Annotated in this window: 20 protein-coding genes; 8 read left to right on the forward strand and 12 right to left on the reverse strand. The window is 64.4% G+C overall.

Annotation, left to right across the window (positions count from 1 at the left end; translation table 11 throughout):
- Nucleotides 1–28: 28 nt before the first annotated feature.
- Complete coding sequence (gene aroA, locus QMX82_RS01415; RefSeq protein WP_282280930.1) at nt 29–1,297, reverse strand: 3-phosphoshikimate 1-carboxyvinyltransferase; 1,269 nt, start codon at nt 1,295–1,297, stop codon at nt 29–31.
- A gap of 203 nt (nt 1,298–1,500) precedes the next feature.
- Between aroA and QMX82_RS01420 the strand changes: the two genes are divergently transcribed.
- The 3 genes from QMX82_RS01420 (at nt 1,501) to QMX82_RS01430 (ending at nt 5,261) form a co-directional block, all read left to right on the forward strand.
- Complete coding sequence (locus QMX82_RS01420; RefSeq protein ID WP_282280931.1) at nt 1,501–3,054, forward strand: alkaline phosphatase D family protein; 1,554 nt, start codon at nt 1,501–1,503, stop codon at nt 3,052–3,054.
- Nucleotides 3,055–3,172: 118 nt separating this feature from the next.
- The gene (locus QMX82_RS01425; protein WP_282280932.1) at nt 3,173–4,117 is read left to right on the forward strand and encodes a DNA replication terminus site-binding protein; all 945 of its coding nucleotides are present in this window, start codon (nt 3,173–3,175) and stop codon (nt 4,115–4,117) included.
- Nucleotides 4,118–4,667: 550 nt separating this feature from the next.
- Nucleotides 4,668–5,261 (forward strand): DUF1349 domain-containing protein, encoded by a 594-nt coding sequence (locus QMX82_RS01430; protein ID WP_282280933.1) that lies wholly within the window; start codon nt 4,668–4,670, stop codon nt 5,259–5,261.
- Between the two features lie 12 nt (nt 5,262–5,273).
- Here QMX82_RS01430 and QMX82_RS01435 read toward each other — a convergent pair whose 3' ends face one another.
- Together QMX82_RS01435 and QMX82_RS01440 are read right to left on the reverse strand one after the other, a co-directional pair.
- Complete coding sequence (locus QMX82_RS01435; RefSeq protein ID WP_282280934.1) at nt 5,274–6,047, reverse strand: L-iditol 2-dehydrogenase; 774 nt, start codon at nt 6,045–6,047, stop codon at nt 5,274–5,276.
- A gap of 68 nt (nt 6,048–6,115) precedes the next feature.
- Nucleotides 6,116–7,423, reverse strand: coding sequence for an ABC transporter substrate-binding protein (locus QMX82_RS01440; RefSeq protein WP_282280935.1), 1,308 nt, complete (start codon nt 7,421–7,423; stop codon nt 6,116–6,118).
- A gap of 248 nt (nt 7,424–7,671) precedes the next feature.
- Here QMX82_RS01440 and QMX82_RS01445 point away from each other — a divergent pair, with 248 nt between their 5' ends.
- A complete protein-coding gene (locus QMX82_RS01445; RefSeq protein WP_282280936.1) occupies nt 7,672–8,586 on the forward strand; it encodes an AraC family transcriptional regulator in 915 nt (304 codons plus the stop codon).
- 87 nt (nt 8,587–8,673) lie between these two features.
- Here the strand turns inward: QMX82_RS01445 and mgrA are convergent, their stop codons facing one another.
- From mgrA to QMX82_RS01475, 6 genes are all read right to left on the reverse strand, one after another.
- A complete protein-coding gene (mgrA, locus tag QMX82_RS01450) occupies nt 8,674–9,711 on the reverse strand; it encodes an L-glyceraldehyde 3-phosphate reductase (RefSeq protein ID WP_282280937.1) in 1,038 nt (345 codons plus the stop codon).
- A gap of 557 nt (nt 9,712–10,268) precedes the next feature.
- Nucleotides 10,269–11,243, reverse strand: coding sequence for a biotin-dependent carboxyltransferase family protein (locus tag QMX82_RS01455; protein WP_282280938.1), 975 nt, complete (start codon nt 11,241–11,243; stop codon nt 10,269–10,271).
- On the reverse strand, nt 11,240–12,112 hold the full coding sequence (locus QMX82_RS01460) for a 5-oxoprolinase subunit B family protein (protein WP_282280939.1): 873 nt from the start codon (nt 12,110–12,112) through the stop codon (nt 11,240–11,242). The genes QMX82_RS01455 and QMX82_RS01460 overlap by 4 nt, the downstream gene beginning before the upstream one ends.
- Entirely contained in the window at nt 12,109–13,461 is a 1,353-nt protein-coding gene (locus tag QMX82_RS01465) for an acetyl-CoA carboxylase biotin carboxylase subunit (protein WP_442969366.1), read from the reverse strand. Before QMX82_RS01465 ends, QMX82_RS01460 begins: the two co-directional genes overlap by 4 nt.
- A 17-nt stretch (nt 13,462–13,478) precedes the next feature.
- Nucleotides 13,479–13,730 (reverse strand): acetyl-CoA carboxylase, encoded by a 252-nt coding sequence (locus tag QMX82_RS01470; RefSeq protein ID WP_158896781.1) that lies wholly within the window; start codon nt 13,728–13,730, stop codon nt 13,479–13,481.
- 92 nt (nt 13,731–13,822) lie between these two features.
- Complete coding sequence (locus QMX82_RS01475; protein ID WP_282280973.1) at nt 13,823–14,587, reverse strand: 5-oxoprolinase subunit PxpA; 765 nt, start codon at nt 14,585–14,587, stop codon at nt 13,823–13,825.
- Between the two features lie 118 nt (nt 14,588–14,705).
- On the opposite strand from QMX82_RS01475, the gene QMX82_RS01480 reads away from it, so the two are divergent.
- The 3 genes from QMX82_RS01480 to QMX82_RS01490 all read left to right on the forward strand — a co-directional run bounded on the left by QMX82_RS01480 (nt 14,706) and on the right by QMX82_RS01490 (nt 17,295).
- Nucleotides 14,706–15,623 carry a LysR family transcriptional regulator gene (locus QMX82_RS01480; RefSeq protein WP_208691229.1) on the forward strand — a complete coding sequence of 306 codons (918 nt, stop codon included), beginning with the start codon at nt 14,706–14,708 and terminating at the stop codon, nt 15,621–15,623.
- Nucleotides 15,624–15,760: 137 nt separating this feature from the next.
- The gene (locus QMX82_RS01485; protein WP_133861696.1) at nt 15,761–16,012 is read left to right on the forward strand and encodes a helix-turn-helix domain-containing protein; all 252 of its coding nucleotides are present in this window, start codon (nt 15,761–15,763) and stop codon (nt 16,010–16,012) included.
- Nucleotides 16,009–17,295 carry a HipA domain-containing protein gene (locus QMX82_RS01490; RefSeq protein ID WP_208691228.1) on the forward strand — a complete coding sequence of 429 codons (1,287 nt, stop codon included), beginning with the start codon at nt 16,009–16,011 and terminating at the stop codon, nt 17,293–17,295. Before QMX82_RS01485 ends, QMX82_RS01490 begins: the two co-directional genes overlap by 4 nt.
- A gap of 9 nt (nt 17,296–17,304) precedes the next feature.
- On the opposite strand, the gene QMX82_RS01495 is transcribed toward QMX82_RS01490, so the two are convergent.
- Both QMX82_RS01495 and QMX82_RS01500 read right to left on the reverse strand, forming a co-directional pair.
- Nucleotides 17,305–17,703 carry a hypothetical protein gene (locus tag QMX82_RS01495; RefSeq protein WP_208691227.1) on the reverse strand — a complete coding sequence of 133 codons (399 nt, stop codon included), beginning with the start codon at nt 17,701–17,703 and terminating at the stop codon, nt 17,305–17,307.
- Nucleotides 17,704–17,738: 35 nt separating this feature from the next.
- On the reverse strand, nt 17,739–18,752 hold the full coding sequence (locus QMX82_RS01500; RefSeq protein ID WP_133861699.1) for a 1-aminocyclopropane-1-carboxylate deaminase: 1,014 nt from the start codon (nt 18,750–18,752) through the stop codon (nt 17,739–17,741).
- A gap of 159 nt (nt 18,753–18,911) precedes the next feature.
- On the opposite strand from QMX82_RS01500, the gene QMX82_RS01505 reads away from it, so the two are divergent.
- Entirely contained in the window at nt 18,912–19,382 is a 471-nt protein-coding gene (locus QMX82_RS01505; protein ID WP_208691226.1) for an Lrp/AsnC family transcriptional regulator, read from the forward strand.
- 102 nt (nt 19,383–19,484) lie between these two features.
- Here the strand turns inward: QMX82_RS01505 and QMX82_RS01510 are convergent, their stop codons facing one another.
- Entirely contained in the window at nt 19,485–20,861 is a 1,377-nt protein-coding gene (locus tag QMX82_RS01510; protein ID WP_282280941.1) for a GntP family permease, read from the reverse strand.
- Between the last annotated feature and the right edge of the window lie 29 nt (nt 20,862–20,890).

Consider the following 20,890-nt stretch of genomic DNA (forward strand, 5'->3'; position numbering starts at 1 on the left):
AGCGAGCGGGCGTGTGGCTAGCGGTATCCTAGGCCTCGATACCCTCGCTCAGCTGGACGTTCAAGCTGCGCAGGGCATTCCAGTACTCAGGATAGGTCTTGCCCACGCATTCGGGATCAAGAATGCGGATACCCGCCACTTTCAGGCCCGCCAGGGCGAAGCACATGGCGATCCGGTGGTCGGCGTGGGTCTCGATCACGGCATCGGTCCGGGTACCGGCCAGGGCCGGGTCCGCAGCCACCAGCAGGTCGTCGCCCTCGACGCTGGCAAGGCCGGTGCGAATGGCGTTGAGGCCGTCGTGCAGCGCCGCGACCCGGTCACATTCCTTGACCCGCAGGTTGGCCAGGCCGACGAAGCGTACCGGCGTCTCGTTGAAGGCCGCCAGGACAGCCAGGGTAGGGATGGCATCCTGCATCTGCGAGCCGTCGATGACCGCCGGCAGCCGCGGGAAGGCCGCGATATGGTCGCGGGCCTTGGCATCGGGCTGGGTGAAGGCGTCGTCGGCCACGCCCAGATCGATGGCGCCGCCGGTCAGGGCCTGAGCCGCCCAGAGATAGGTGGCGGCGGAGGCGTCCGGCTCGATGAAGTAATCCCGGGCGACATAGCCGGTCGGGGCCACGCGCCAGGTGGCGGCGTCCAGCTGCTCGACCTGGGCACCGAAGGCGCGCATCGCCTCGACGGTCAGGTCGACATAGCCACGGGCGCCGATGTCGCTGCCGCGCAGGGCGACGTCCACCGGTTCGCCACCCAGCGCGGCCAGCATCAGCAGGGCGGAGACGTACTGGCTGGAGAGACCGGCATCCACCTCGAAGCGGCGAGCGGTGAGGCGGCCCTGACCGGTGACGGTCACTGGTGGGCAGCCGCTAGGGGCGTCCACCTGGATGCCATTGGCCCTCAGGGTTTCTAGCAGGGGACCGATGGGGCGCTTTTGCATATAGGCGTCGCCGGTCAGGGTCACGGCGCCCGCGACGGTCGCCACCGCAGCGGTGAGGAAGCGTACCGCCGTGCCGGCGTTGCCGAGGAACAACGGTTGAGCCGGCTGCTGCAGGCGACCGGAGCTGGTTACCACGAAGGTGGTGGCATCTGGCTCATCGACGGTGACACCCATCTGGCGCAGGGCCTCGGACATGTGCCGGGTGTCATCGCTCTTGAGGGCGCCGGTCAGGCGACTGGTGCCCTTGGCCAGCGCTGCCAGGAGCAGTGCCCGATTGGTGATGGACTTGGAACCGGGCGGGGCGATCCGTCCGTGCAGCGCGATGCTGGGCGGGGTGACGGTGATAAAGGGTCTGGCGGACATGGGGGCTCCAAGCAACTTCGCGACGGCCGTGACGGCGGTTCGTAACAGGGGCGCCATGATGCCATTTCGGGGAGCCAGGCCAAAGCGCCTGTTGGTTAATACCACCCCTATAGAGCGGGAAAGATTTGCCTGATACCTCTGATGTCATGAACAGGTAATCAAGGCGGGGTAGTGCTAGCGGTTTTCCAGCAGAGGCCAATGCCATGTCCCTTCTCCGTCCTGATCGTCGTCGTGTACTGCAAGGCCTGGGTGCTTCGCTCCTGTTACCAGCCCTGGGGCAAAGGACCTGGGCCGCGCCGGCAGGCCGTCCAGAAATACCCGACGGTATCCAGGCTGGGGATGTCACCGACGGCCGCGCATTGATCTGGAGTCGCACGGACCGGCCCGCCCGGTTGCTGGTGGAGTGGGATACCCAGGAAAGCTTTCGCTCGCCGCGCAAAGTGGCCGGGGCCGTCACCACGGCCGCACAGGACTATACGGCGCGTATCGACCTCGCCGGATTGCCGGCCGATCAGCACATCTTCTACCGCGTCCGCTTCGAGGACGTGGACAGTGGTGCCCTCAGCGAGGCTGTCGCCGGTCACCTGCGCTCGGCGCCGAGTCAGCGTGGCGATATCCGTTTCGTCTGGGGCGGCGACACCGTGGGGCAGGGCTTTGGCATCAATCCCGATATCGGCGGCATGCGCATCTACAACGCCATGCGCGAGCGGCGACCGGACTTCTTCCTGCACAGTGGCGACACCATCTATGCGGACGGGCCGGTGCCGGCGCAAATGACCGTGGAAGAAGGGCGCATCTGGCGCAACATCACCACCGAGGCCAAGAGCAAGGTGGCGGAAACCCTGGACGAATTCCGCGGCAACTATCGCTACAACCTGATGGACGACCATCTGAAGCGCTTCAACGCCGAAGTCCCGCAGGTATGGCAGTGGGACGACCACGAGACCACCAATAACTGGTCGCCGAGCAAGACGCTGGATGATCGCTACCAGGTCAAGGACATCACTGTCCTGAGTGGTCGGGCGCGCCAGGCCTTCCTGGAGTACGCACCCATGCGTGGCGTCTCGGCAGACGGGGCAGGGCGCATCTACCGCCGCATCGCCTACGGCCCCTTGCTCGATGTCTTCGTGCTGGACATGCGCAGCTATCGCGCCGGCAATGACAGCAACCTGGGGGACGAGGAGGGCGGTCAGGGTGCCTTCCTCGGTCAGGAGCAACTCGACTGGCTGAAGAAGGAGCTGCAGGCGTCCAGGGCGACCTGGAAGGTCATCGCGGCCGATATGCCCATCGGGCTGCAGGTCCCGGATGGCAAGGACGCGCAAGGGCAGGCCCGCTGGGAGGCCATCGCCAATGGCGATCCGGGCGCCCCTAAGGGGCGGGAGCTGGAAACGGCCGATCTGCTGAGCTTCATCGCGAGGCAGGGGATTCGCAATACCGTCTGGCTTACCGCTGATGTGCACTACTGCGCTGCGCATCACTATCACCCAGACAGGGCAGCGTTCCAGGATTTCGAACCATTCTGGGAATTCGTGGCAGGCCCGCTCAATGCAGGCAGCTTCGGGCCCAATCCACTGGATGCCACCTTCGGTCCCGAGGTGGTGTTCCAGAAGGCACCGCCCCAGGCCAACACCTCGCCGCTGAGTAACTTCCAATTCTTCGGCGAGGTCGAGATCGACGGGAAGACCGCCGAGCTGCAAGTCACCCTGAGGGATCAGGACGGCCGCCCGCAGTTCAGCCAGAAGTTGCAGTCGGTCTAGATTAATACCACCCCTACATAAATGCAGATACTGAGATACCCCTCTGCAAGGTAATCAATAAGAAGGGTGAAGTTCGTGCAAATGCTACAATCTGGTAGATATCAGGCTGGAGTTGGCTATGCACGAAGACATCAAGAGCGCGTTCGAAGAGCTGAAGCGGAGCATCGCAACCTTCAATGAACGCTGGCCCAGCAAGGTAATAGCCGCCCGGGTCTGGCGGCTGCCTTTGCTGGCGCAACAGCGGGTACCGGACCACATCGCCGCGGAGTCCTTCGAGGGTAGCGCTGCGGTGGAGCTTACCCGTGATGCCTTGCTGGCCTTCCACCTGCAGCCCGGCCAGGCGCCGGGTACGGTCAGCCGCCTGCCAGGCTATATCGCCCTGACCGAACCCCTGATGGAGGAGGTCCTGGCCATCAACACCTGCAAGGCGGCCTTCAGCGCGGCCATCGAACAGACGCGCCTGGAGCTGGAGCTGGCGCCCGAGGCGCGGCCGCGCATCATGCGCAAGGCCCTGGGCGGCGCCTTCAATACCAAGCAACTGATCCGCAAGGTCCATGGCTTTCCCGATCCGGTCCGGCAGCTGACCTTTACCTGGGCCGGCCATACCGCCGGAGGAGAGCGGGTCAAGGTGTCCAAGGTACGCGAGCAACTCAAGACCCTCGCCATGGCCCGCGCCGATCGGGAGCGGACCGCCCTGGATCGCACGCCGGAATGGCAGGAGCACCAGGCACTCAATCGCATGGCGGACGACGACATCCTGGTCCGGCACAAGAAGATCGCCCCGCATCCACGGGCGATGCTCTGGTTCGGCGAGGAGAGTCGCTATGACGCCATGATCCACGCCAACCTGCCGGTCTTCGTGGTACCGGCCCAGGACGGCATGCAGGTCGTCGACCTGCGCGATTTCGACCGTACCCAGCGCGGGGCGCTGCGACCCGACATCAAGCCGCGTCGCGAGGTGCTGGCCACGCGGCTGCTGTATCTGCCCACCGACAATCCCGAACGACCTGCTGCCCAGCGTACCAACGAGGCGACGCTCAAGCGCTCGACCTACAGCCGCTGACCACCGATGACGTTACCGAGCAGGTGAATGTCGTAACCAGATCCTTCGCCATCGAGTGAAAAGGTAACGAAATCCTCCGCAACAGTTGTTCCCGTGCCAGGCTAAAATCGGTCAAACCTAGCTATTTCAATGACTTATGAATGTTGGCACGGTGAGTGCTTTATTACTGGCACAAGAACAACAAGATGCGCCGCTAACCGCCCACAACAAAAACAAGACGGCCAAGGCTCGCGAACCGATCATTTTGGAACGCTGCAGAGCAACCAAAGTAATCTGTTCACTTCCCACCTCCTTGGTGGGGCGTACTGAAGATCGATGACGTTGATGTCCGACAACAAAAACAAGAGGACAGCAGACGTACTTGAACAGGGGAGCCTTAGGGCTCCCTTTTTTCATGCCTGCGAAAAGGTCTCAGGCGTAGGGCACAGCGCCTGGACCAACATCAAGTGCTGCTCACGCTGCTCGCGAAGCTCGATTCACCGTCCGGCTTTGGCGCATCTCGCGTCCGTGATCTATCGTGAGCGCAGCCCATCCACCGCGGACAACCGTCATGACCCTTGCGAAGACCTTGCCTGTCCACTGGTTGAACGAGCCGACGCGCTGGTCCGATACGGATGGCCTGCTGCACATCAGCACCGATCGCGAGACCGACTTCTGGCAGAAGACCCAATACGGCTTCGAGCGTGACAGCGGGCATTTCCGCGGTTATGCGGCCGGCGCGGACTTCACCGCTCAGGTGCGGATCACTGGAACCTTTGTCGAGCTCTACGACCAGGCCGGCCTGATGGTCCGGCAGGGCCGTGAGCAGTGGTGCAAGACCGGGCTCGAGATCAGCGATGGCATCGCCCATCTGGGCAGCGTCCTCACCCTGGGGCATTCCGACTGGGCCCTCGGGCCCATGCCTGATGCCCTGCGCGGCTTCTGGCTGCGGATGACACTGCACAGGCAGGTGTTGCGCCTCCAGTATTCCCTGGATAGCCTGAGCTGGCCGCTGTTGCGGCTATGCCGGTTCGCGAGCGAAGAAGGCGCCGACCTGCAGGTCGGGCCCTATTGCTGCTCGCCGCAGCGCGAGGGCCTGGAGGTCAGCTTTGCCGACCTGCAGATCGGGCCGGCGATCGTCAAGGAACTGCATGACCTGAGCTGACTGCAGGGTGGATCAGCTCATCCAGTTGCCGCCGTCGACGTTGTAGGTCTGGGCGACCACGAAATCGCTGTCGCTGGACGCCAGGAACAGCGCCATGCCGACCAGGTCCTCGGCGGTTCCCATCCGGCCGTAGGGTACAGCTTCACCGACCAGGCGCTTCTTCTCGCCCAGCGGCCGTTGCTCGTAATGGGCGAAGAGGGCGTCCACACCCTCCCAATGCTCACCGCCGACCACGCCGGGGGCGATGGCATTGACGTTGATGCGGTGCTTGATGAGGTCGAGGCCGGCCGACTGGGTCAGGCTGATGACCGCGGCCTTGGTCGCGCAATAGACGGCAACCAGGGCTTCGCCGCGGCGCCCGGCCTGGCTGGCCATATTGATGATCTTGCCGCCATGCCCCTGGGCGATCATCTGCCGGGCAGCGGCCTGCAGGGTGAACAGCGGCCCGGCCACGTTGATGGCGAACAGCCGGTCATAGCTTTCCCGCGAGATCTCGACGATGGGTGCCAGGTCGAACAGGGCGGCATTGTTGACCAGGATATCGAGCTTGCCGGCGGTGGCGACCACCTGGGCGATGGCCGTGTCGATGGACGCCTGGTCGGTGACGTCCATGGCCAGGGCGTAGGCGCGCTCGCCCAGTTCGTTGGCGGTCTCCCGGGCTCTTTCGATATTGATGTCGGCGATGGCCACCGTCGCGCCTTCCCGCAGGTAGGCCTGGGCGAAGGCCTTGCCGATACCGCGCGCAGCGCCGGTGATCAGGGCGCTTTTTCCTTCCAGTCTGTTCATGGTCTTAACTCCAATCGAGAGACTGACCGCGCGGTGCAGCGCGCGGTCATGCATTGGGTAAAGGGACGTTACTTGAGATAGCCCGCGCGTTTCATTTCACGGGTCGTCGAGGTCTGGGCCGCATTGAGGGCCTGCTCGACGCTCATCTGGCCGGTGAGGGCAGCGGAGAACAGCTTGCCGACCGAGGTGCCGATGGCCTGGAACTCGGGAATGGTCACGTACTGGATGCCGACATAGGGCACCGGCTTGGCCGAGGGATGAGCCGGGTCCGCGTGCTGCATCATCTCCAGGGTGATCCTGGCGAAGGGCGCAGCGCTCAGATAGGCCTGGCTGTAGGTGGACTGGCGAGTGCCCGGCGGTACGTTGGAGATGCCATCCTGATCGGCCACCAGCTGGATGTATTCCTTGGAGGTCGCCCAGGTGATGAAGGTCTTGGCAGCCTCCTTGTGCTTGGCGCTCGCCGGGATCGCCAGCGACCAGGCATACAGCCAGGACGAGCCCTTGTCGGTGACCTCATGGGGCGAGGCGGCGAAGCCGACCGCATCGGCCACCTTGCTCTGGCTCTTGTCGGTAGTGAAGGAGCCGGCGACGCTGGCATCCACCCAGAGCGCGCACTTGCCGCTGTTGAACAAGGCCAGGTTCTCGTTGAAGCCGTTGCTGGAAGCCCCGGGCGGGCCGTACTTCTTCATGTTGTCGACGTAGAAATTGGCCGCTGCCGTCCACTCGGGACTGGTCAGTTCGGGCTGCCATTGTTCGTCGAACCAGCGCGCGCCGAAGGCGTTGCCCATCAGGCTGAGCAACGCGACGTTTTCGCCCCAGCCGGCCTTGCCTCTCAGGCAGAGACCATATTGCTCCTTGTCCGGCTGGTTGAGCTGGCTGGCGAAGGCGGCGAGTTGCGTCCAGGTCGGTTTGTCGGGCATCTGCAGGCCGGCGGCCTTGAACAGGTCCTTGCGATAATAGGTGACGGTGCTTTCGCCATAGAACGGCAGGGCATAGAGATGGTTGTTGACCGACAGCCCCTGGCGGACCGCCGGGAAGATGTCCTCGACGTCATAGCTGGCAGGCAGGTTGTCGAGCGGCTCCAGCCAGTTCTTGGCACCCCATAGCGGTGTTTCGTAGGTGCCGATGGTCAGCACATCGAATTGGCCACCACCGGTCGTGATGTCGGTGGTCAGCCGCTGCCGCAGCACGTTTTCTTCGAGCACCACCCAATTGAGCTTGATATCGGGGTGCTGTTTTTCGAAGACCTGGGATAGGCGCTGCATGCGCACCATGTCGCTGTTGTTGACGGTGGCAACGGTGACCGATTCGACGGCCTGGGCAACACCGGTCAGTCCGAGACCGGCCAACATCAGCAACGCGATAGGGCGCTTCATCTTCTTCTCTCCGTGACTGCCACGGCGGGCAGCTTGTTGTTGTTATGAGCGGCTGGCCGCCGATATAAATCTGACCTCGACAGGCCCGCTGGAGAGGATTACAACAGCAGGGCCAAGCCGCTGGCTAACCTGGCACTGACCAGTTGCCGATACATTTTTGACCTGGCTCGCTCGGTGGGCCGAGGTCAAAAAAGCATCGATAGCCAGGCCGTCGGGTGCGGCCTTACCTGAACACGCAGAGGTACACCATGAAGGCGACCGCCTTCCTCGAGGCGCGGCCGGCAGAGCTGGAAGTGATCCTCGCCGCGCCCGACCAGAGCTTTCGCTGGTACGAGCACGACTATCCTTATGCCTTGGCGCGCTGGAATCATCACCCCGAATACGAGATCCACCTGATCCGCCAGGGCAGCGGACGACTGCTGGCCGGCGACTATGTCGGGCCCTTTGCGGCAGGTCACGTGGCCATGATCGGACCGGATCTGCCGCATGACTGGATCGGTGATCTGCCACCCGGCGAGGTGCTCGCCGGCCGCGATGTGGTCATCCAGTTCAATGGTGACTTGCTGCGCTCGTTGAGCGCTGTGGCACAGGAGCTGGGCGATTATCTGCCGTTGCTGGAACAGGCCCGACGCGGTCTGGAGTTCAACGGCGATACGGCCCGGCAGGCGGCTGCATTGATCGAGGCGATGGGCCAGGCCCGGGGCGCCGAGCGGCTGCTCAAGCTGTTCACCTTGCTGGGCGTGCTGTCACGGGCGCCGGAACGCGAAAGGATCGTCCTGGCCAGTGCCTGTTATGCGCCGGCGCTGGATGCCCGCAGTTCCGCACGGGTGCATCAGGCCTTCAACTATCTGCTGAGCGAACTTACCGAGGATATCCGGCTGCCGGTGATCGCCAGGCGCGTCGGCATGAGCGAGGCGGGGTTTTCACGCTTTTTCAAGAAGATCACCGGGCACGGCTTCATCGAATTGGCGCGCAAGCTGCGCATCCAGCGGGCCTGTCGTCTGCTGCGGCAGGCGGAGCTGTCCATTGCCACCATCTGTTTCGAGGTGGGCTATTCAAATCTGTCCAATTTCAACCGGCATTTTCGCAACGAGACCGGGCAGACGCCCAGCCAGTATCGCCAGGAACAGATAGGGACGCGGCGTCAGCAGCCGCAGAGGTGAGGGCGGGCGAGGGTGGTTATGCCCTGCCAGGGTCCTATAAAGGTAGACGTAGCTGACGCTGGAGCGCCCGCTACGCCAAACGGGGCCTTATTCCGCGCTGGACGGCTTGGCCCAGAGGTTGATATCGCCTTCGACCGCGTGGGTATCGATCTCGGCCAGTTCCTCGGCAGTAAAGGTCAGGTTGTCGAGGGCTGCCACGTTTTCCACGATCTGCTCGGGCCGACTGGCGCCGATCAGGGCGCTGGTGATGCGCGGATCGCGCAGGGTCCAGGCCAGGGCCAGCTGCGCCAGGCTCTGGCCGCGGCGCCTGGCGATGGCATCCAGGGCGCGTACCCGGGCCAGGTTCTCGTCGGACAGATGACCTTGCTGCAGCGACTGGCCACCGGGCTGATTGACCCGGGCTTCGGCCGGAACGCCATTGAGGTACTTGTCGGTCAGCAACCCCTGGGCCAGGGGCGTAAAGGCGATCACGCCACTGCCGATTTCCTCGGTCGCGTCCAGCAGATCCTTTTCGATCCAGCGATTGAGCAGGTTGTAGGCCGGCTGATGGATCAGTAGCGGGATCTTCCAGTCGGCCAGCAACTTGGCCATTTCCCGGGTCTTGGTCCCCGAATAGGAGCTGATGCCGATATAGAGCGCCTTGCCTTGCTGGACCGCCGTGGCCAGGGCACTGGCGGTTTCTTCCAGCGGCGTGTGTTCGTCGAAACGGTGCGAATAGAAGATGTCGACGTAATCCAGGCCCATACGCTTGAGACTCTGATCCAGGCTGGCCAGGACGTATTTGCGCGAGCCGCCACCTTGACCATAGGGCCCGGGCCACATGTCCCAGCCGGCCTTGCTGGAGATGATGAGTTCGTCGCGGTAGGCCGCGAAGTCTTCGCGCAGCAGCCGACCGAAATTGATCTCGGCGCTGCCATAGGGCGGCCCGTAATTGTTGGCCAGGTCGAAGTGATTGATGCCCAGATCGAAGGCGGTGCGCAGCAAGGCGCGTTGACGATCCAGCGGCGTGGTGTCGCCGAAGTTGTGCCACAGGCCCAGCGACAGCGCCGGCAGCACGAGACCGCTGCGACCCACGCGGCGGTAAGGAATACGGTCATAGCGATCGGAAGCGGCTTGATAAGCCATGCAAAACTCCTTGGGATGGAATACGTGTTGGAAACCCAGGACATTCGCGCGCGGTGACACAGGCAGAGGCGCGACAACCGGAAAGACCTCCGTGAACGGACGCCATCCGATTAAAGCTGTCGTCGGCGTCTTGTACAAACGGGCGCTGCGGAATTTGCGGTGCAGGTGTACGGTAAGCGGCGATCTGAATCCCTGGAGTCGTAGTGCCAGGCAAAGTAGCGTGGTCGTGGCAAATTGAAGAAAGCCGCTAGCGTGAAAAGGCAGACACTCGGTGCAGCGCTCCATAACCAGGACTTCGCATAATGTATATTATGTTAAATTGGATATGAGCCTGGGCTGACAACTGCCCTTTGCCATCTCCTTCGGCGTTTAACGTTCTCTCCATTCCAGCCAGCAGACTCCACTCTCGCTTCCCTACCCTGGCGCTGCCGATCAGCATGTTTTGCAAGACGTGCAGCTTCGAGCAGGATTTGCTTGAGTGACGACCCTGAAGACGCGTCCGTTACGAACGACGCCTTCAGGATCTCCAGACCGATCGCCGCAACGTCAAGCGACCCTCAGGTCGCCAGGACCTGCTGCAATCGCTGTAAGCGCTCCCGGTACACACGCCGTGCGGCCAGCGCGTCTTCCAGGGTCACGGCGACGAACCGGGCTTTCTGATTCGGCTGCAGCTGGCCGATCAGATCCAGGTCACTGCTGATGACCGTGCCGATCATGGCGTAGCCGCCGCCAGACACCGCGTCTCGATGCAGGACGATGGGTTCCAGGCCCGCCGGCACCTGGATCGAGCCGATGGGATAACAGCTGTCGACGATATTGGACGGATCCGAGCCGGCGCCAAAGGGTTGTTCGCGCGGCGTGAATTGCAGCGGCCGACCGCCCTTGAATCTGTAGCCGATGCGATCGGCTTCGGAGCCCACCGTCCAGGTATCGGCGAAAAAGGCTTCGGCGGCGTCCGCGGTCAGGCGGTGATGATAGAGCCCCGGCACAACCCGCAAGCTCACTTCGCCACCGCAAGCCGGCACCAAGTCGCCTGGCAACCGGACGCCAGGCTTGGCGCCGGTCGCCGGGGTGCCGACAGTCAGTTCGTCACCCGCGGCGAGCCTTCGACCCTGGAAGCCACCGAGGCCGCCCAGGGTGTACGTCGAGCGACTGCCCAGCACCTCGGGCACGGCGAAGCCCCCCGCGACGGCCAGATAGCCACGGGCACCGGCCTTGAGGTAATCGAACTTGAGCACCTGGCCGGCGCGTACGCTGAAGGCTTCGTCCAGCGGCATCTCGGCGCCGTCCAGGCGTGGCGTCATGCGCGCGCCGCTCAGGGCGACCAGCGCGTCTTCGGCGAAGAGCAACTCCGGACCGAGCAAGGTGCATTCCAGGGCCGCGGCGCCGGCTGCGTTGCCCACCAGCAGATTGGCCGCGCGCAAGGCGTAGCTGTCCATGGCACCCGACGGCGGAATGCCCAGGTGGTAGTAGCCTTCACGGCCGAGGTCCTGGATCGAGGTGGCCAGGCCGGGTTTGAGTACCTTGATCATGCCGGCTCCTCCATCAGGGTGCGCGGATAGCCACGGGGATCGTCGAGGAACGCGTCCAGGGAAAAGTCCACCGGCCGGATATTCAGGGTGAAGCTACCCTCCTCTACCTCGGCCAGCATCCGGTCGTACTCGGCACGGTCGATGGCGCGGAAACGGACGATGTCGCCGGGCCGGAAGAACACCATGTGCTCCTGCAGGTAATCGAGGCGCTGCGCCGGATCGTAGATGGGCGCCGGCGTCACACCGAACATCTGGTAGCCGCCGGCGCCCCGTACCGAATAGATGCAGCCGAAGCAGCCGCCGTGGCCAAGGGTCTGCTTGGGTGTGTCGGTGCGGGGTCGCAGGTACTTGGGGACCTGCAACTGCCGCTCGGACTCCACCATCTGGAACATGAACGGCAATCCGGCGACGAAACCCACCATGGAAACGAACCAGGGCGCGCCGCTGTGGGCGGCGATAAAGGCTTCGACGTCGGCCAGGCCGTTGCTGCGCGCAGCGTATTCCAGATCGGTTGCGGACGGATCCTGGTGGCGATCGCGAAAGCGCATCAGCGTCTCGTGGGTCCAGGGATCGTTGTAGAGCACCGGGATTTCGATCATCCGCGTGGCCAGTTGGCGCTCGGCCACCGCCTGGTCTTCCACGCCCTGGACCGCTGCCAGGAGCCGGTCGGGCGGCAGCATGTCGGGATCGAAACGGATCTGGAAGGAGGCATTGGCCAGGCAGATGTCGTGGATGCCGGGCAATTGCAGCGCCTGCACCGCACGGGTCATGGCCAGGCCACGGAAAAACGCCTCCAGGGACATGCTTTCGGACAATTCGACGAACAGGTGCTCGTCGCCGCCGAAGCTATAGCGGATCGCGGTCGTCATGCGGAAATCTCCTCGGCCAACCAGTGTTCCAGGGTACCGGTGTCGAAGCGCGCTTCGATCACCCAGGGTTCGTCCAGCAGACGGCGATGCAGGCTGGCGGTGGTGGCCATGCCGCTCAGGCGCAATTCGTCCAGCGCCTGGCGGGCACGGGCCAGGGCCTCGCCGCGATCGGCGCCATGGGCGATGAGCTTGGCCAGCAGCGAGTCGTAATAAGGCGGCACCCGATACCCCGCGTAGAGATGACTGTCGACACGGATGCCCGGGCCCTGCGGCCAGGCGAGCTGCTCGACCGTCCCGGGGCTGGGAAAGAAGTTGCGCGCCGGATCTTCGGCGTTGAGTCTCAGCTCGATGGCGGCGCCCTGCAGATGGATGTCTTCCTGGCGCAGCCCCAGGGGTTCACCCCCGGCGATGCGCAGCATGGCCTGGACCAGATCGATACCGGTGACCATCTCGGAGACCGGGTGCTCGACCTGGATGCGGGTGTTCATCTCGATGAAGAAGAATTCGCCGCGGGCTTCATCGAACAGGTATTCCAGGGTCCCCGCGCCGCGATAGCCGAGGCGTTCGGCCAGGCGTACCGCGCTGGCGCAGAGGGTCTCGCGCTGGGCAGCGCTCAGCACCGGCGATGGCGCTTCTTCCAGGAGCTTCTGGCGGCGCCGCTGCAACGAGCATTCGCGCTCGAACAGATGCACGGCGCGCTGGCCATCGCCAAGGATCTGCACCTCTATATGACGAGCGCGCTCGATGAAGCGCTCCAGATAGAGGGCGCCGCTGCCAAAGGCGGTCTGGGCTTCACGCTGGGCGACGGGAAATTCCCGCGCCAGCTCGGCGGCGTCGCGGGCCAGGCGGATGCCCCGGCCTCCTCCTCCGGCCGCTGCCTTGATCAGCAGCGGATAGCCCACCGTCTCGGCTGCCGCTATGGCGGCCTCTATATCAGCCGGTTCGCTGGCAGAGCCCGGGACCACCGGGACGCCAGCCGCCTGCGCGGTGCGTCGTGCCTCGGCCTTGTCGCCCATGCGGCGGATGATGTCACCCGAAGGGCCGACGAAGACGGCACCCGCCGCCTCCACTGCATCGGCAAAGGCGGCGTTCTCGGCCAGAAAGCCATAGCCGGGATGCACCGCATCGGCGCCGCTGTCACGTAAGGCCTTGAGCAGGGCCGCTATATCGAGGTAGCTGCGATCCGCCCGCGCCGGGCCGATCACCACCACGGCATCGGCCTGGCGCGCCGCCAGCGAATCCTGGTCGGCCTCGCTGCAGGCCAGCACCGTCTCGATGTCCAGCGCCTTGGCGGCGCGCAGGATACGAACGGCGATCTCGCCACGATTGGCCACCAGCAGACGGCGGATGCCGCTCCCTGGCGTATTCACGAGGCGGCTCCGCTCAGGGTGGCCAGCAACTGACCCGGCTCGACCGGGTCACCGTCCTCCACCGCGAAGGCCGTCAGGGTCCCGTCCACCTCGGCGTGGACCTCCGAGAATTGCTTCATCACCTCGACCAGGCCGATCACCGTGCCGGCGGTGACGGTTTCCCCGACCTCCACATAGGGCGCCGCATCGGGCGTGGGTTTGCGATAGAACGTTCCGGGCAAGGGCGAGAGCACCGAATGTTCGGCCATGACGATTCCTCTTCTAGGCAATGTTGTCGGAAAGGCAGGCGTAGCGAAGGACTGGAGGACCCGGCGTCTTGGCGCCGGTGTCCGCAGGAAAACTAGCCGGCGCCCGGAGCGCGGATGGCGATGCCGGCGGCGTCCAGGCGCTGGCGGATGGCCTGGGCCAGGCCCAGCGCGCCGGGGGTATCGCTGTGCAGGCAGATGGATTCAAAGGCCACCTCGACCTCGCCCCCCTCCACCGTGGCGACCCTTCCCTGCTGGCAGGCTCTGAGCACCCGTTCGGCCACGGCCTGGGGATCCAGCGCACCCATGCGCCGGACCAGCACGATGGACCCGCTGGCGTCGTAGTCCCGGTCGGCATAGAACTCGCGTACCAGGGGCTGGCCCAGCTCGCGCCCGATTCGCCAGGTGGCCGAATCGGGCAGGCAATAGAGCAGCAGCCCGGGTTCGAGCCGTTGCAGCGTCTCCACCAGCAGCCGGGCAGGCGCCTCGTCCCGCGCCAGGTGCATGAACAGCGCGCCATGGGGTTTGAGGTGCTGCAGCCGCAGGCCATGCAACCGGGCGAATTCACGCAGGGCGCCGAGCTGATAGACGATATCGGCCACCAGTTCTTCGGCGGGCATCTGCAGGGGCCGGCGGCCGAAACCCACCAGATCGCGATAGCCCGGATGGGCGCCGATGGCTACGTTGCGCGCCTTGGCCTGCCGCACGGTGCGCTGCATGAGGGCGGGATCGCCGGCATGGAAGCCGGTGGCGATATTGGCCGAACTGACCAGGTCGAGCAGCTGGTCATCCACGCCATCGCCCAGCGTCCAGGCGCCAAAGCCCTCGCCCATGTCGGAATTGAAGTCCACCTCGATCATTGCGGTATTCCCTGGCATTGGTGCGGTGTCCTCGACCTTAGGACTGCCCTGCCCCCTTGGGAAGATTTATTATCCAAGGTCCGGCGTTCGGAAAAATCGATACCTCAGGACAGTCGTGATGGCCCTTACCTTGCGTCAGCTACGCTACTTCAGCGCGACCGCCGAATTGGGGCAGATCTCCCAGGCGGCCATCCACCTGAACATTTCCCAGTCGGCGGTGACCAGTGCCATCCAGGAACTGGAGAGTCTGCTGGGCGCGAGTCTGTTCGTCCGCTCGGCACAAGGAATGGCGCTGACCGATGCCGGCCGGCATTTCCTCAACCATGCCTACGGCATCCTGCGCGGGGTCGACGATGCCCTGAGCAGCGCCCTGCCCGACCATCGCGCCAGCGGCGAACTGCGCATCGCCGCCAGCTATACGGTGATCGGCTACTTCCTGCCGCACCATCTGCAACGCCTGGCGCAGCTCTATCCCGAGGTGACGGTGGCGGTGCATGAACAGGAGCGTCAGGCCATCGAGGAGGCGCTGCTGGACAGGCGCATCGACATGGCGGTGGTTCTGACCGCCAACCTGACCCACGAGGACATCGTCTCCGAGACGCTCTTCAATTCCGAACGCCGTCTCTGGCTGCCCAGTGGCCATCCCCTGCGCGATCGACCCAATGTCAGCCTGGCCGATGTCGCCCGCGAGCCCTATGTGCTGCTGACCGTCGACGAGGCGGAACAGAGCGCCAGGCGCTACTGGCGCCAGTCAGGCCTTGAACCCCAGGTGCGCTTGCGTACCAGCTCGGTGGAAGCCGTGCGCAGCATGGTGGCCAACGGTAGCGGCGTGGCTATCCTCTCCGACTTGGTCTATCGTCCCTGGTCGCTGGAGGGCAAGCGCCTGGAGACGCGCACCCTGGTAGAGCCCATCACGCCCATGAGCGTGGGGCTGGCCTGGCACCGCGAGCACTCCCTGACACCGGCCATGCAGGCCTTTCGCAGCTACTTCCACAGCGCCTTTCTGGCACCCCAGCAACTGGGGGCGCGACGTTAGTAGAAGATTAAAATCCTCATGATCGAAAGGATTTTGTATGTGCAGCGTTATCAGCAATGGAAATCCTCACGTTCTTGAGGATTGCGCTGCCTTTCCCTTTGGCGTTAGCCTGATCCCCACGCTCGTGAGGATAAATCATGCAGGTGATACTCAAGAATGCCGCCGACCTGGGCGCCCTCGTCCGTCAAGCGCGCAAGGCCCAGTCGCTGCGCCAGGACGATGCCGCCGGCAGTCTCGGCGTCAGTGAAAACTTTCTCGGCAAGGTCGAGCGCGGTGGCGAAACCGTCCAATGGGGCAAGCTGTTCCAGGTACTGGAAGGCCTGGGGGTGCGTCTGATCGTGGATCTGCCCCCTGAAGTGGCAGCCCAGCCGGATACCCGGACACCATGAGGCGTGAACTCCTGGCCTGGATCGACGACCAGCTGGTGGGTCGGCTGGCTGACGAGAACGGTATCTGGTCGTTCCGGTACGAGCCCGGTTGGCAGGCCTTCGGGCTCTGTCCGCAATTGCCCTTGCAGCGCGAGCCGCTGATCGATGGCAGTTCGCAGCGACCGGTGCAGTGGTACTTCGACAACCTGCTGCCCGAGGAAGGCCAGCGGCAACTGCTCGCCCAGGATGCGCGCCTGGATGCCGCCGATGCCTTCGCCCTGCTGAGCTGGTACGGCGCCGAATCCGCCGGCTCCCTTACCCTGCTCGCCGAAGGTCAGCACCTACCGCCGGGGGATAGCCGCCGCCTGAGCGATGCCGATCTCTCCCGGCGGATCCAGGCCATGCCGCAGCTGCCGCTGACCCACGAGGCGCACAAGCGCATGTCGCTGGCCGGCGCCCAGCACAAGCTGGCGGTGATCCTCGATGACCAGGGGCTGCAGGAACCCGTGGGCGCCCTGCCCTCCACCCATATCCTCAAGCCGGACCATCCCCACGAGGCCTTCGCCCATTCGGTGATCAACGAGTGGTTCACCATGCGCCTGGCGGGTCTGGCCGGGCTGATGGTTCCCGCCGTCGAGCGCCGCTACGTGCCCGAGCCGGTCTATCTGATCGAGCGCTTCGACCGCGTCCGTACCCCGGGCGGCTGGCAACGGCGCCACGGCATCGACGCCTGCCAGGTGCTGGGGCTGGACCGTCATTTCAAGTACCAGGCGGGTAGCGTGGAGCGCCTGGCCGAACTGGCCCTGCTGTGCGAGGCGCCCGCCGTGACCCGGACGCGGCTATTCAACTGGCTGGCGTTCAACGTGCTGGTGGGCAATACCGATGCCCATCTGAAGAATCTGGGCTTTCTGGTCTCACCCCGTGGGCTGGCCCTCGCGCCCTGCTATGACCTGCTCTGCACGGCCGTATACGAGAGCCGCGCCTTCGATCAGCAGCGCTGGCCGGACGCGACCACCCTCGCCTGGCCAATCCTGGGTGAAAACCGGCTGGTGGCCATCGACCGCGAGCGACTGCTGGATGCCGCCGAAGCACTGGGTATCAAGCGCTCGCCGGCTGCTGCCCAGTTGCAACGCCTGCGCCAGCGCCTGTCCCTGCAGGCTCAGCAGTTGCTGGAACAGACCGAGCGGGAAAACCAGGCCCTGGCCGGCGCGCGACCGGAGTTGCGGGCGGTCTTCGCCGGCGAGTTGCGCTGTCTGCGCGCGATCAGGGCGCTGATCGCCGAACAGGTCGAGCGGCTGGCCTGACGGCTACGCTCAAAGCGGCAACACCGCCAGCAGGCGTTCGCGTCTGAGCTGCTGCAGCCGGGCAATCAGCTCCCACGTGGGCGTGCCGCTCGTAAACTGTTGCAGCCGTTGACCGGCGACCGATCCCAGCCATTCCAGCTGGTTCGAGCCCGCCGGCTCGACCGCCAGCAGCAGGCAGTCACCGCCCAGCCGGGACAACAGCCGTACGATCCGGCTCTGCGGACCCAGGGTGAGCCACTCCTCGTGCAGCCCGCCGACGTCCTCCAGCTGCAGCACCGGGAGGTCGCTGCAGCCGGGCAAGCCGCTGCGCAATTCCGCCGTTACCGCGGGGTCGAGATCGCCATGCAGGATGACCAGCGCCACGGCCGGTCGGAGGTCGTCTACCGCTGTCCAGCATTGGCTCGTCATGCGGGAGCTCCTGGTGATCGGTCGTGGTTTTGGGTTCAGGCGAAGGCGTTGTGGTAGGCGTTGAGCGCCGGGGCACCCCCGAGGTGAACATAGAGTACCCGGCTGCCCTTGGCGATCTCGCCACTGCGCGCCATGGCGATCAGCCCGGCCATGGATTTGCCCTCGTAGACCGGGTCGGTGAGCATCCCCTCCATCTGCGCGGTGTAGCGGATGGCCTCGACGGTGGGACCATCCGGCAGGCCATAGTCCGGTCCGCAGAAGCGGGGCTCGATGATGACATCTTCGTCGCGGATCTCCTGCTTCAGGCCGATCATCTCGGCGGTGTTGCGCGCGATCTTGGTCACCGCGGCGCGGGTCATCTCGGCGTCCGCCGCCGTGTCGATGCCGATCAGGCGCCGCTCGCGCTCCTGGGCGCGAAAGCCCACCACCATGCCGCCCTGGGTAGAACCGGTACAGGTGGCCGTCACCACGGTATCGAAGAAGAGGCCCTGCTCGCGCTCCTGACCAGCCAGTTCATCGGCGAAATGGGCATAGCCGAGGCCACCCAGCGGATGGTCCGAAGCGCCGGCGGGAATGGCGTAGGGCTTGCCGCCCTCACGCCGCACCTCATCCAGCGCGCGCTCCCAGGTCGCCTTCACCGCGGTGGAATAGCCCTCGCCTTCCAGCAGCGTCTGGGCGCCCATCAGGCGGGACAGCAGGATGTTGCCGACCTTGTCGTAGACCGGGTCTTCCCACTTGGTCCACTCCTCCTGAACCAGCCGGCACTTCATGCCCAGCACCGCGGCGACGGCAGCGACCTGGCGCGTGTGGTTGGACTGGATGTTGCCGATGGAGACCAGGGTGTCGCAGCCCTGTGCCAGGGCATCGGCGGCCAGCCATTCCAGCTTGCGCACCTTGTTGCCGCCATAGGCGAGACCGGAGGACACGTCGTCACGCTTGGCCCAGAGTTCGATACCGAGGTCCTTCGACATGCGCTCCAGCTTGTGCAGGGGCGATGGGAAATAACCGAGCTTGACGCGGGGAAAACGCTTTTCGAGATCCAGGGACATAGCAGCGACTCCAGTGGTGAGAGAACGCCTTCAATGCTAGGGAAAACCCTGAAAAAGGTGCTTTCGAATGAGCGGTACGAAATCTGCTTTCCTTTTGAACGAATCCCAGAATCCGCATGGATGTTCCTCCAACAACCGCTTTCCAAGGAGAATCTTTCGATGAGCGAAGCTGCGGAACTGACCCCGGTAGAACGCAAGATCCTGCGCGCCCTGCAGCAGGACGGCCGGCTGAGCAATGCCGAGCTCGCGCGCCAGGTTGCCCTGAGCCCGAGCGCCTGCTGGAACCACACGCGCAAGCTGTTCGAGAGCGGCGTCATCACCAGCGTCAGGGCCCATGTGGACCCCAAGGCGGTGCAACGGGAAACCGCGGTACTGGTAGGCGTGGTGCTGGACAGATCGACCCCGGATTCCTTCCAGGCCTTCGAAGCGGCCGCCCGCGCCCTGCCCCCGGTGCTGGAGTGTTACCTGGTGGCAGGCGACGTCGACTACTTCATCAAGCTCAGGGTCAAGGACATCGCCGCCTTCAATCGCCTGCACAGCGAACGGCTGATCGCCCTGCCCGGCGTGCGCCAGGTGCGCACCTTTTTCGTGCTGAACGAAGTCAAGACCGAGGGGCTGTTACCTATCTGAACAGGCGGGTGGCGCCCAGGGAGGGACGGGTGCCGAGCGGCGCCCGTTCAGATAAGGGGTTTCACAGAGGGCGGCGTCCTGATTTGACGCCGCCTCAGGTCATTACACGACCACGTTCAACAGCAACACCACGATCAAACCGACCACGGCGACGATCGATTGCACCACCGAAATAGTCTTGGTGGCTTCGCCCATCGTCATGCCGAAGGATTCCTTCACCATCCAGAAACCTGCATGGTTGGCGTAGTTGAAGAACAGCGAGCCGCAGCCGATGGACAAGGCCAGCAGTGGCAGGTTGAGGCTGGGATCAGCACCGGCAAGCGGCGCCAGCAAGCCGGCAGCCCCTACGATACCTACCGTGGCGGAACCGGTAGAGACCGAAAGCAACATGGCGATCAACCAGCCGAGGACCAGCGGAGGGAACGCCGACTGCTGAGTCAGGTGGACAATCGCATCGCCCACCTTGGCGCTGGTCAGCAGCTGCTGAAAGGCACCGCCGCCGGCGATGATCATGATGATCGAGGCGATTGGCTTGAGGCTCTTGCCCAGCGATTCGCGCAATTGCTCCGCATCGTCGCCGCGCGCGAGTACCAGGCTCGCCCCGGCGAACAGCACGCCCAGCAGCATCGCTATCAGCGGATTGCCGAGGAAACCGGCCATTTTCAGCAGCGCATTGTCCTTGGCCAATACCATCTCGGCGACGGCATGGATCAGCATCAGGATCGCCGGCAGCAAGGCTGCCAGCACGCCAAGGTATACGCTGGGGCCTGGCTTATCGTCGGCTTTTTCAGCCAGGGTGAACTGATCCAGCAACACCTGATCGGGCCGAGTGCTCATGCGCGGGGAAATGAAAGCGCCATACAGTGGGCCGCCCAGGATCATGGCCGGGATAGCCGCCAGGAAACCATAGAGCATGGTCGGCCCGACCGAGGTTTTCAGCGCGGCGATGGCCGTCAACGGGCCAGGGTGCGGCGGGACCATACCGTGCATGGCGGCCAGTGCGGCAATCACCGGAACGCCCACATAGACATAGGCTGAACCCTTGAAGCGCGCCTGACTTTCCAGCTTGCGCGCCACGCTGAAGATCAGCGGCAGCATGATCACCAGGCCGACCTCGAAAAACATCGGAATGCCAATCACGAACGCGACCATCATCATCGCCCACGGAATCATCCGATCCGATGTGCGCCTGAGGATGACCGCGGCGATCTGCTCGGTGACGCCGGCGTCCGCAAGTATCTTGCCGAGCATCGCCCCCAGCGCGATGACCACCCCCACAGCCCCCAGTGTCTTGCCGGCGCCGGTGACCAGCTGGGAGACGATGCGATCTGGCTCCATACCGGTTGCAAAGCCTACGCCGACGGAAACCACCAGCAACGCCAGCAGCGGGTGCATTTTGAGGCGCGAGACGATCAGCACTACCAGCACCACGACGCTGATCAATGCAGTCAGTAACAGATTTATATCTAAGGGAGTCATGAAAGGTTCTCGGTTGGGCTAATGCCAAA

This window comes from Pseudomonas sp. PS02302 (assembly GCF_029959585.1).
Lineage (GTDB): Bacteria > Pseudomonadota > Gammaproteobacteria > Pseudomonadales > Pseudomonadaceae > Chryseomonas > Chryseomonas aestiva.

Bases quoted from the DNA above. Each gene is read 5' to 3' on its own strand.
- aroA (WP_282280930.1), bottom strand. From the start codon at position 1,297: ATGTCCGCCAGACCCTTTATCACCGTCACCCCGCCCAGCATCGCGCTG.
- QMX82_RS01420 (WP_282280931.1), top strand. From the start codon at position 1,501: ATGTCCCTTCTCCGTCCTGATCGTCGTCGTGTACTGCAAGGCCTGGGT.
- QMX82_RS01425 (WP_282280932.1), top strand. From the start codon at position 3,173: ATGCACGAAGACATCAAGAGCGCGTTCGAAGAGCTGAAGCGGAGCATC.
- QMX82_RS01430 (WP_282280933.1), top strand. From the start codon at position 4,668: ATGACCCTTGCGAAGACCTTGCCTGTCCACTGGTTGAACGAGCCGACG.
- QMX82_RS01435 (WP_282280934.1), bottom strand. From the start codon at position 6,047: ATGAACAGACTGGAAGGAAAAAGCGCCCTGATCACCGGCGCTGCGCGC.
- QMX82_RS01440 (WP_282280935.1), bottom strand. From the start codon at position 7,423: ATGAAGCGCCCTATCGCGTTGCTGATGTTGGCCGGTCTCGGACTGACC.
- QMX82_RS01445 (WP_282280936.1), top strand. From the start codon at position 7,672: ATGAAGGCGACCGCCTTCCTCGAGGCGCGGCCGGCAGAGCTGGAAGTG.
- mgrA (WP_282280937.1), bottom strand. From the start codon at position 9,711: ATGGCTTATCAAGCCGCTTCCGATCGCTATGACCGTATTCCTTACCGC.
- QMX82_RS01455 (WP_282280938.1), bottom strand. From the start codon at position 11,243: ATGATCAAGGTACTCAAACCCGGCCTGGCCACCTCGATCCAGGACCTC.
- QMX82_RS01460 (WP_282280939.1), bottom strand. From the start codon at position 12,112: ATGACGACCGCGATCCGCTATAGCTTCGGCGGCGACGAGCACCTGTTC.
- QMX82_RS01470 (WP_158896781.1), bottom strand. From the start codon at position 13,730: ATGGCCGAACATTCGGTGCTCTCGCCCTTGCCCGGAACGTTCTATCGC.
- QMX82_RS01475 (WP_282280973.1), bottom strand. From the start codon at position 14,587: ATGATCGAGGTGGACTTCAATTCCGACATGGGCGAGGGCTTTGGCGCC.
- QMX82_RS01480 (WP_208691229.1), top strand. From the start codon at position 14,706: ATGGCCCTTACCTTGCGTCAGCTACGCTACTTCAGCGCGACCGCCGAA.
- QMX82_RS01485 (WP_133861696.1), top strand. From the start codon at position 15,761: ATGCAGGTGATACTCAAGAATGCCGCCGACCTGGGCGCCCTCGTCCGT.
- QMX82_RS01490 (WP_208691228.1), top strand. From the start codon at position 16,009: ATGAGGCGTGAACTCCTGGCCTGGATCGACGACCAGCTGGTGGGTCGG.
- QMX82_RS01495 (WP_208691227.1), bottom strand. From the start codon at position 17,703: ATGACGAGCCAATGCTGGACAGCGGTAGACGACCTCCGACCGGCCGTG.
- QMX82_RS01500 (WP_133861699.1), bottom strand. From the start codon at position 18,752: ATGTCCCTGGATCTCGAAAAGCGTTTTCCCCGCGTCAAGCTCGGTTAT.
- QMX82_RS01505 (WP_208691226.1), top strand. From the start codon at position 18,912: ATGAGCGAAGCTGCGGAACTGACCCCGGTAGAACGCAAGATCCTGCGC.
- QMX82_RS01510 (WP_282280941.1), bottom strand. From the start codon at position 20,861: ATGACTCCCTTAGATATAAATCTGTTACTGACTGCATTGATCAGCGTC.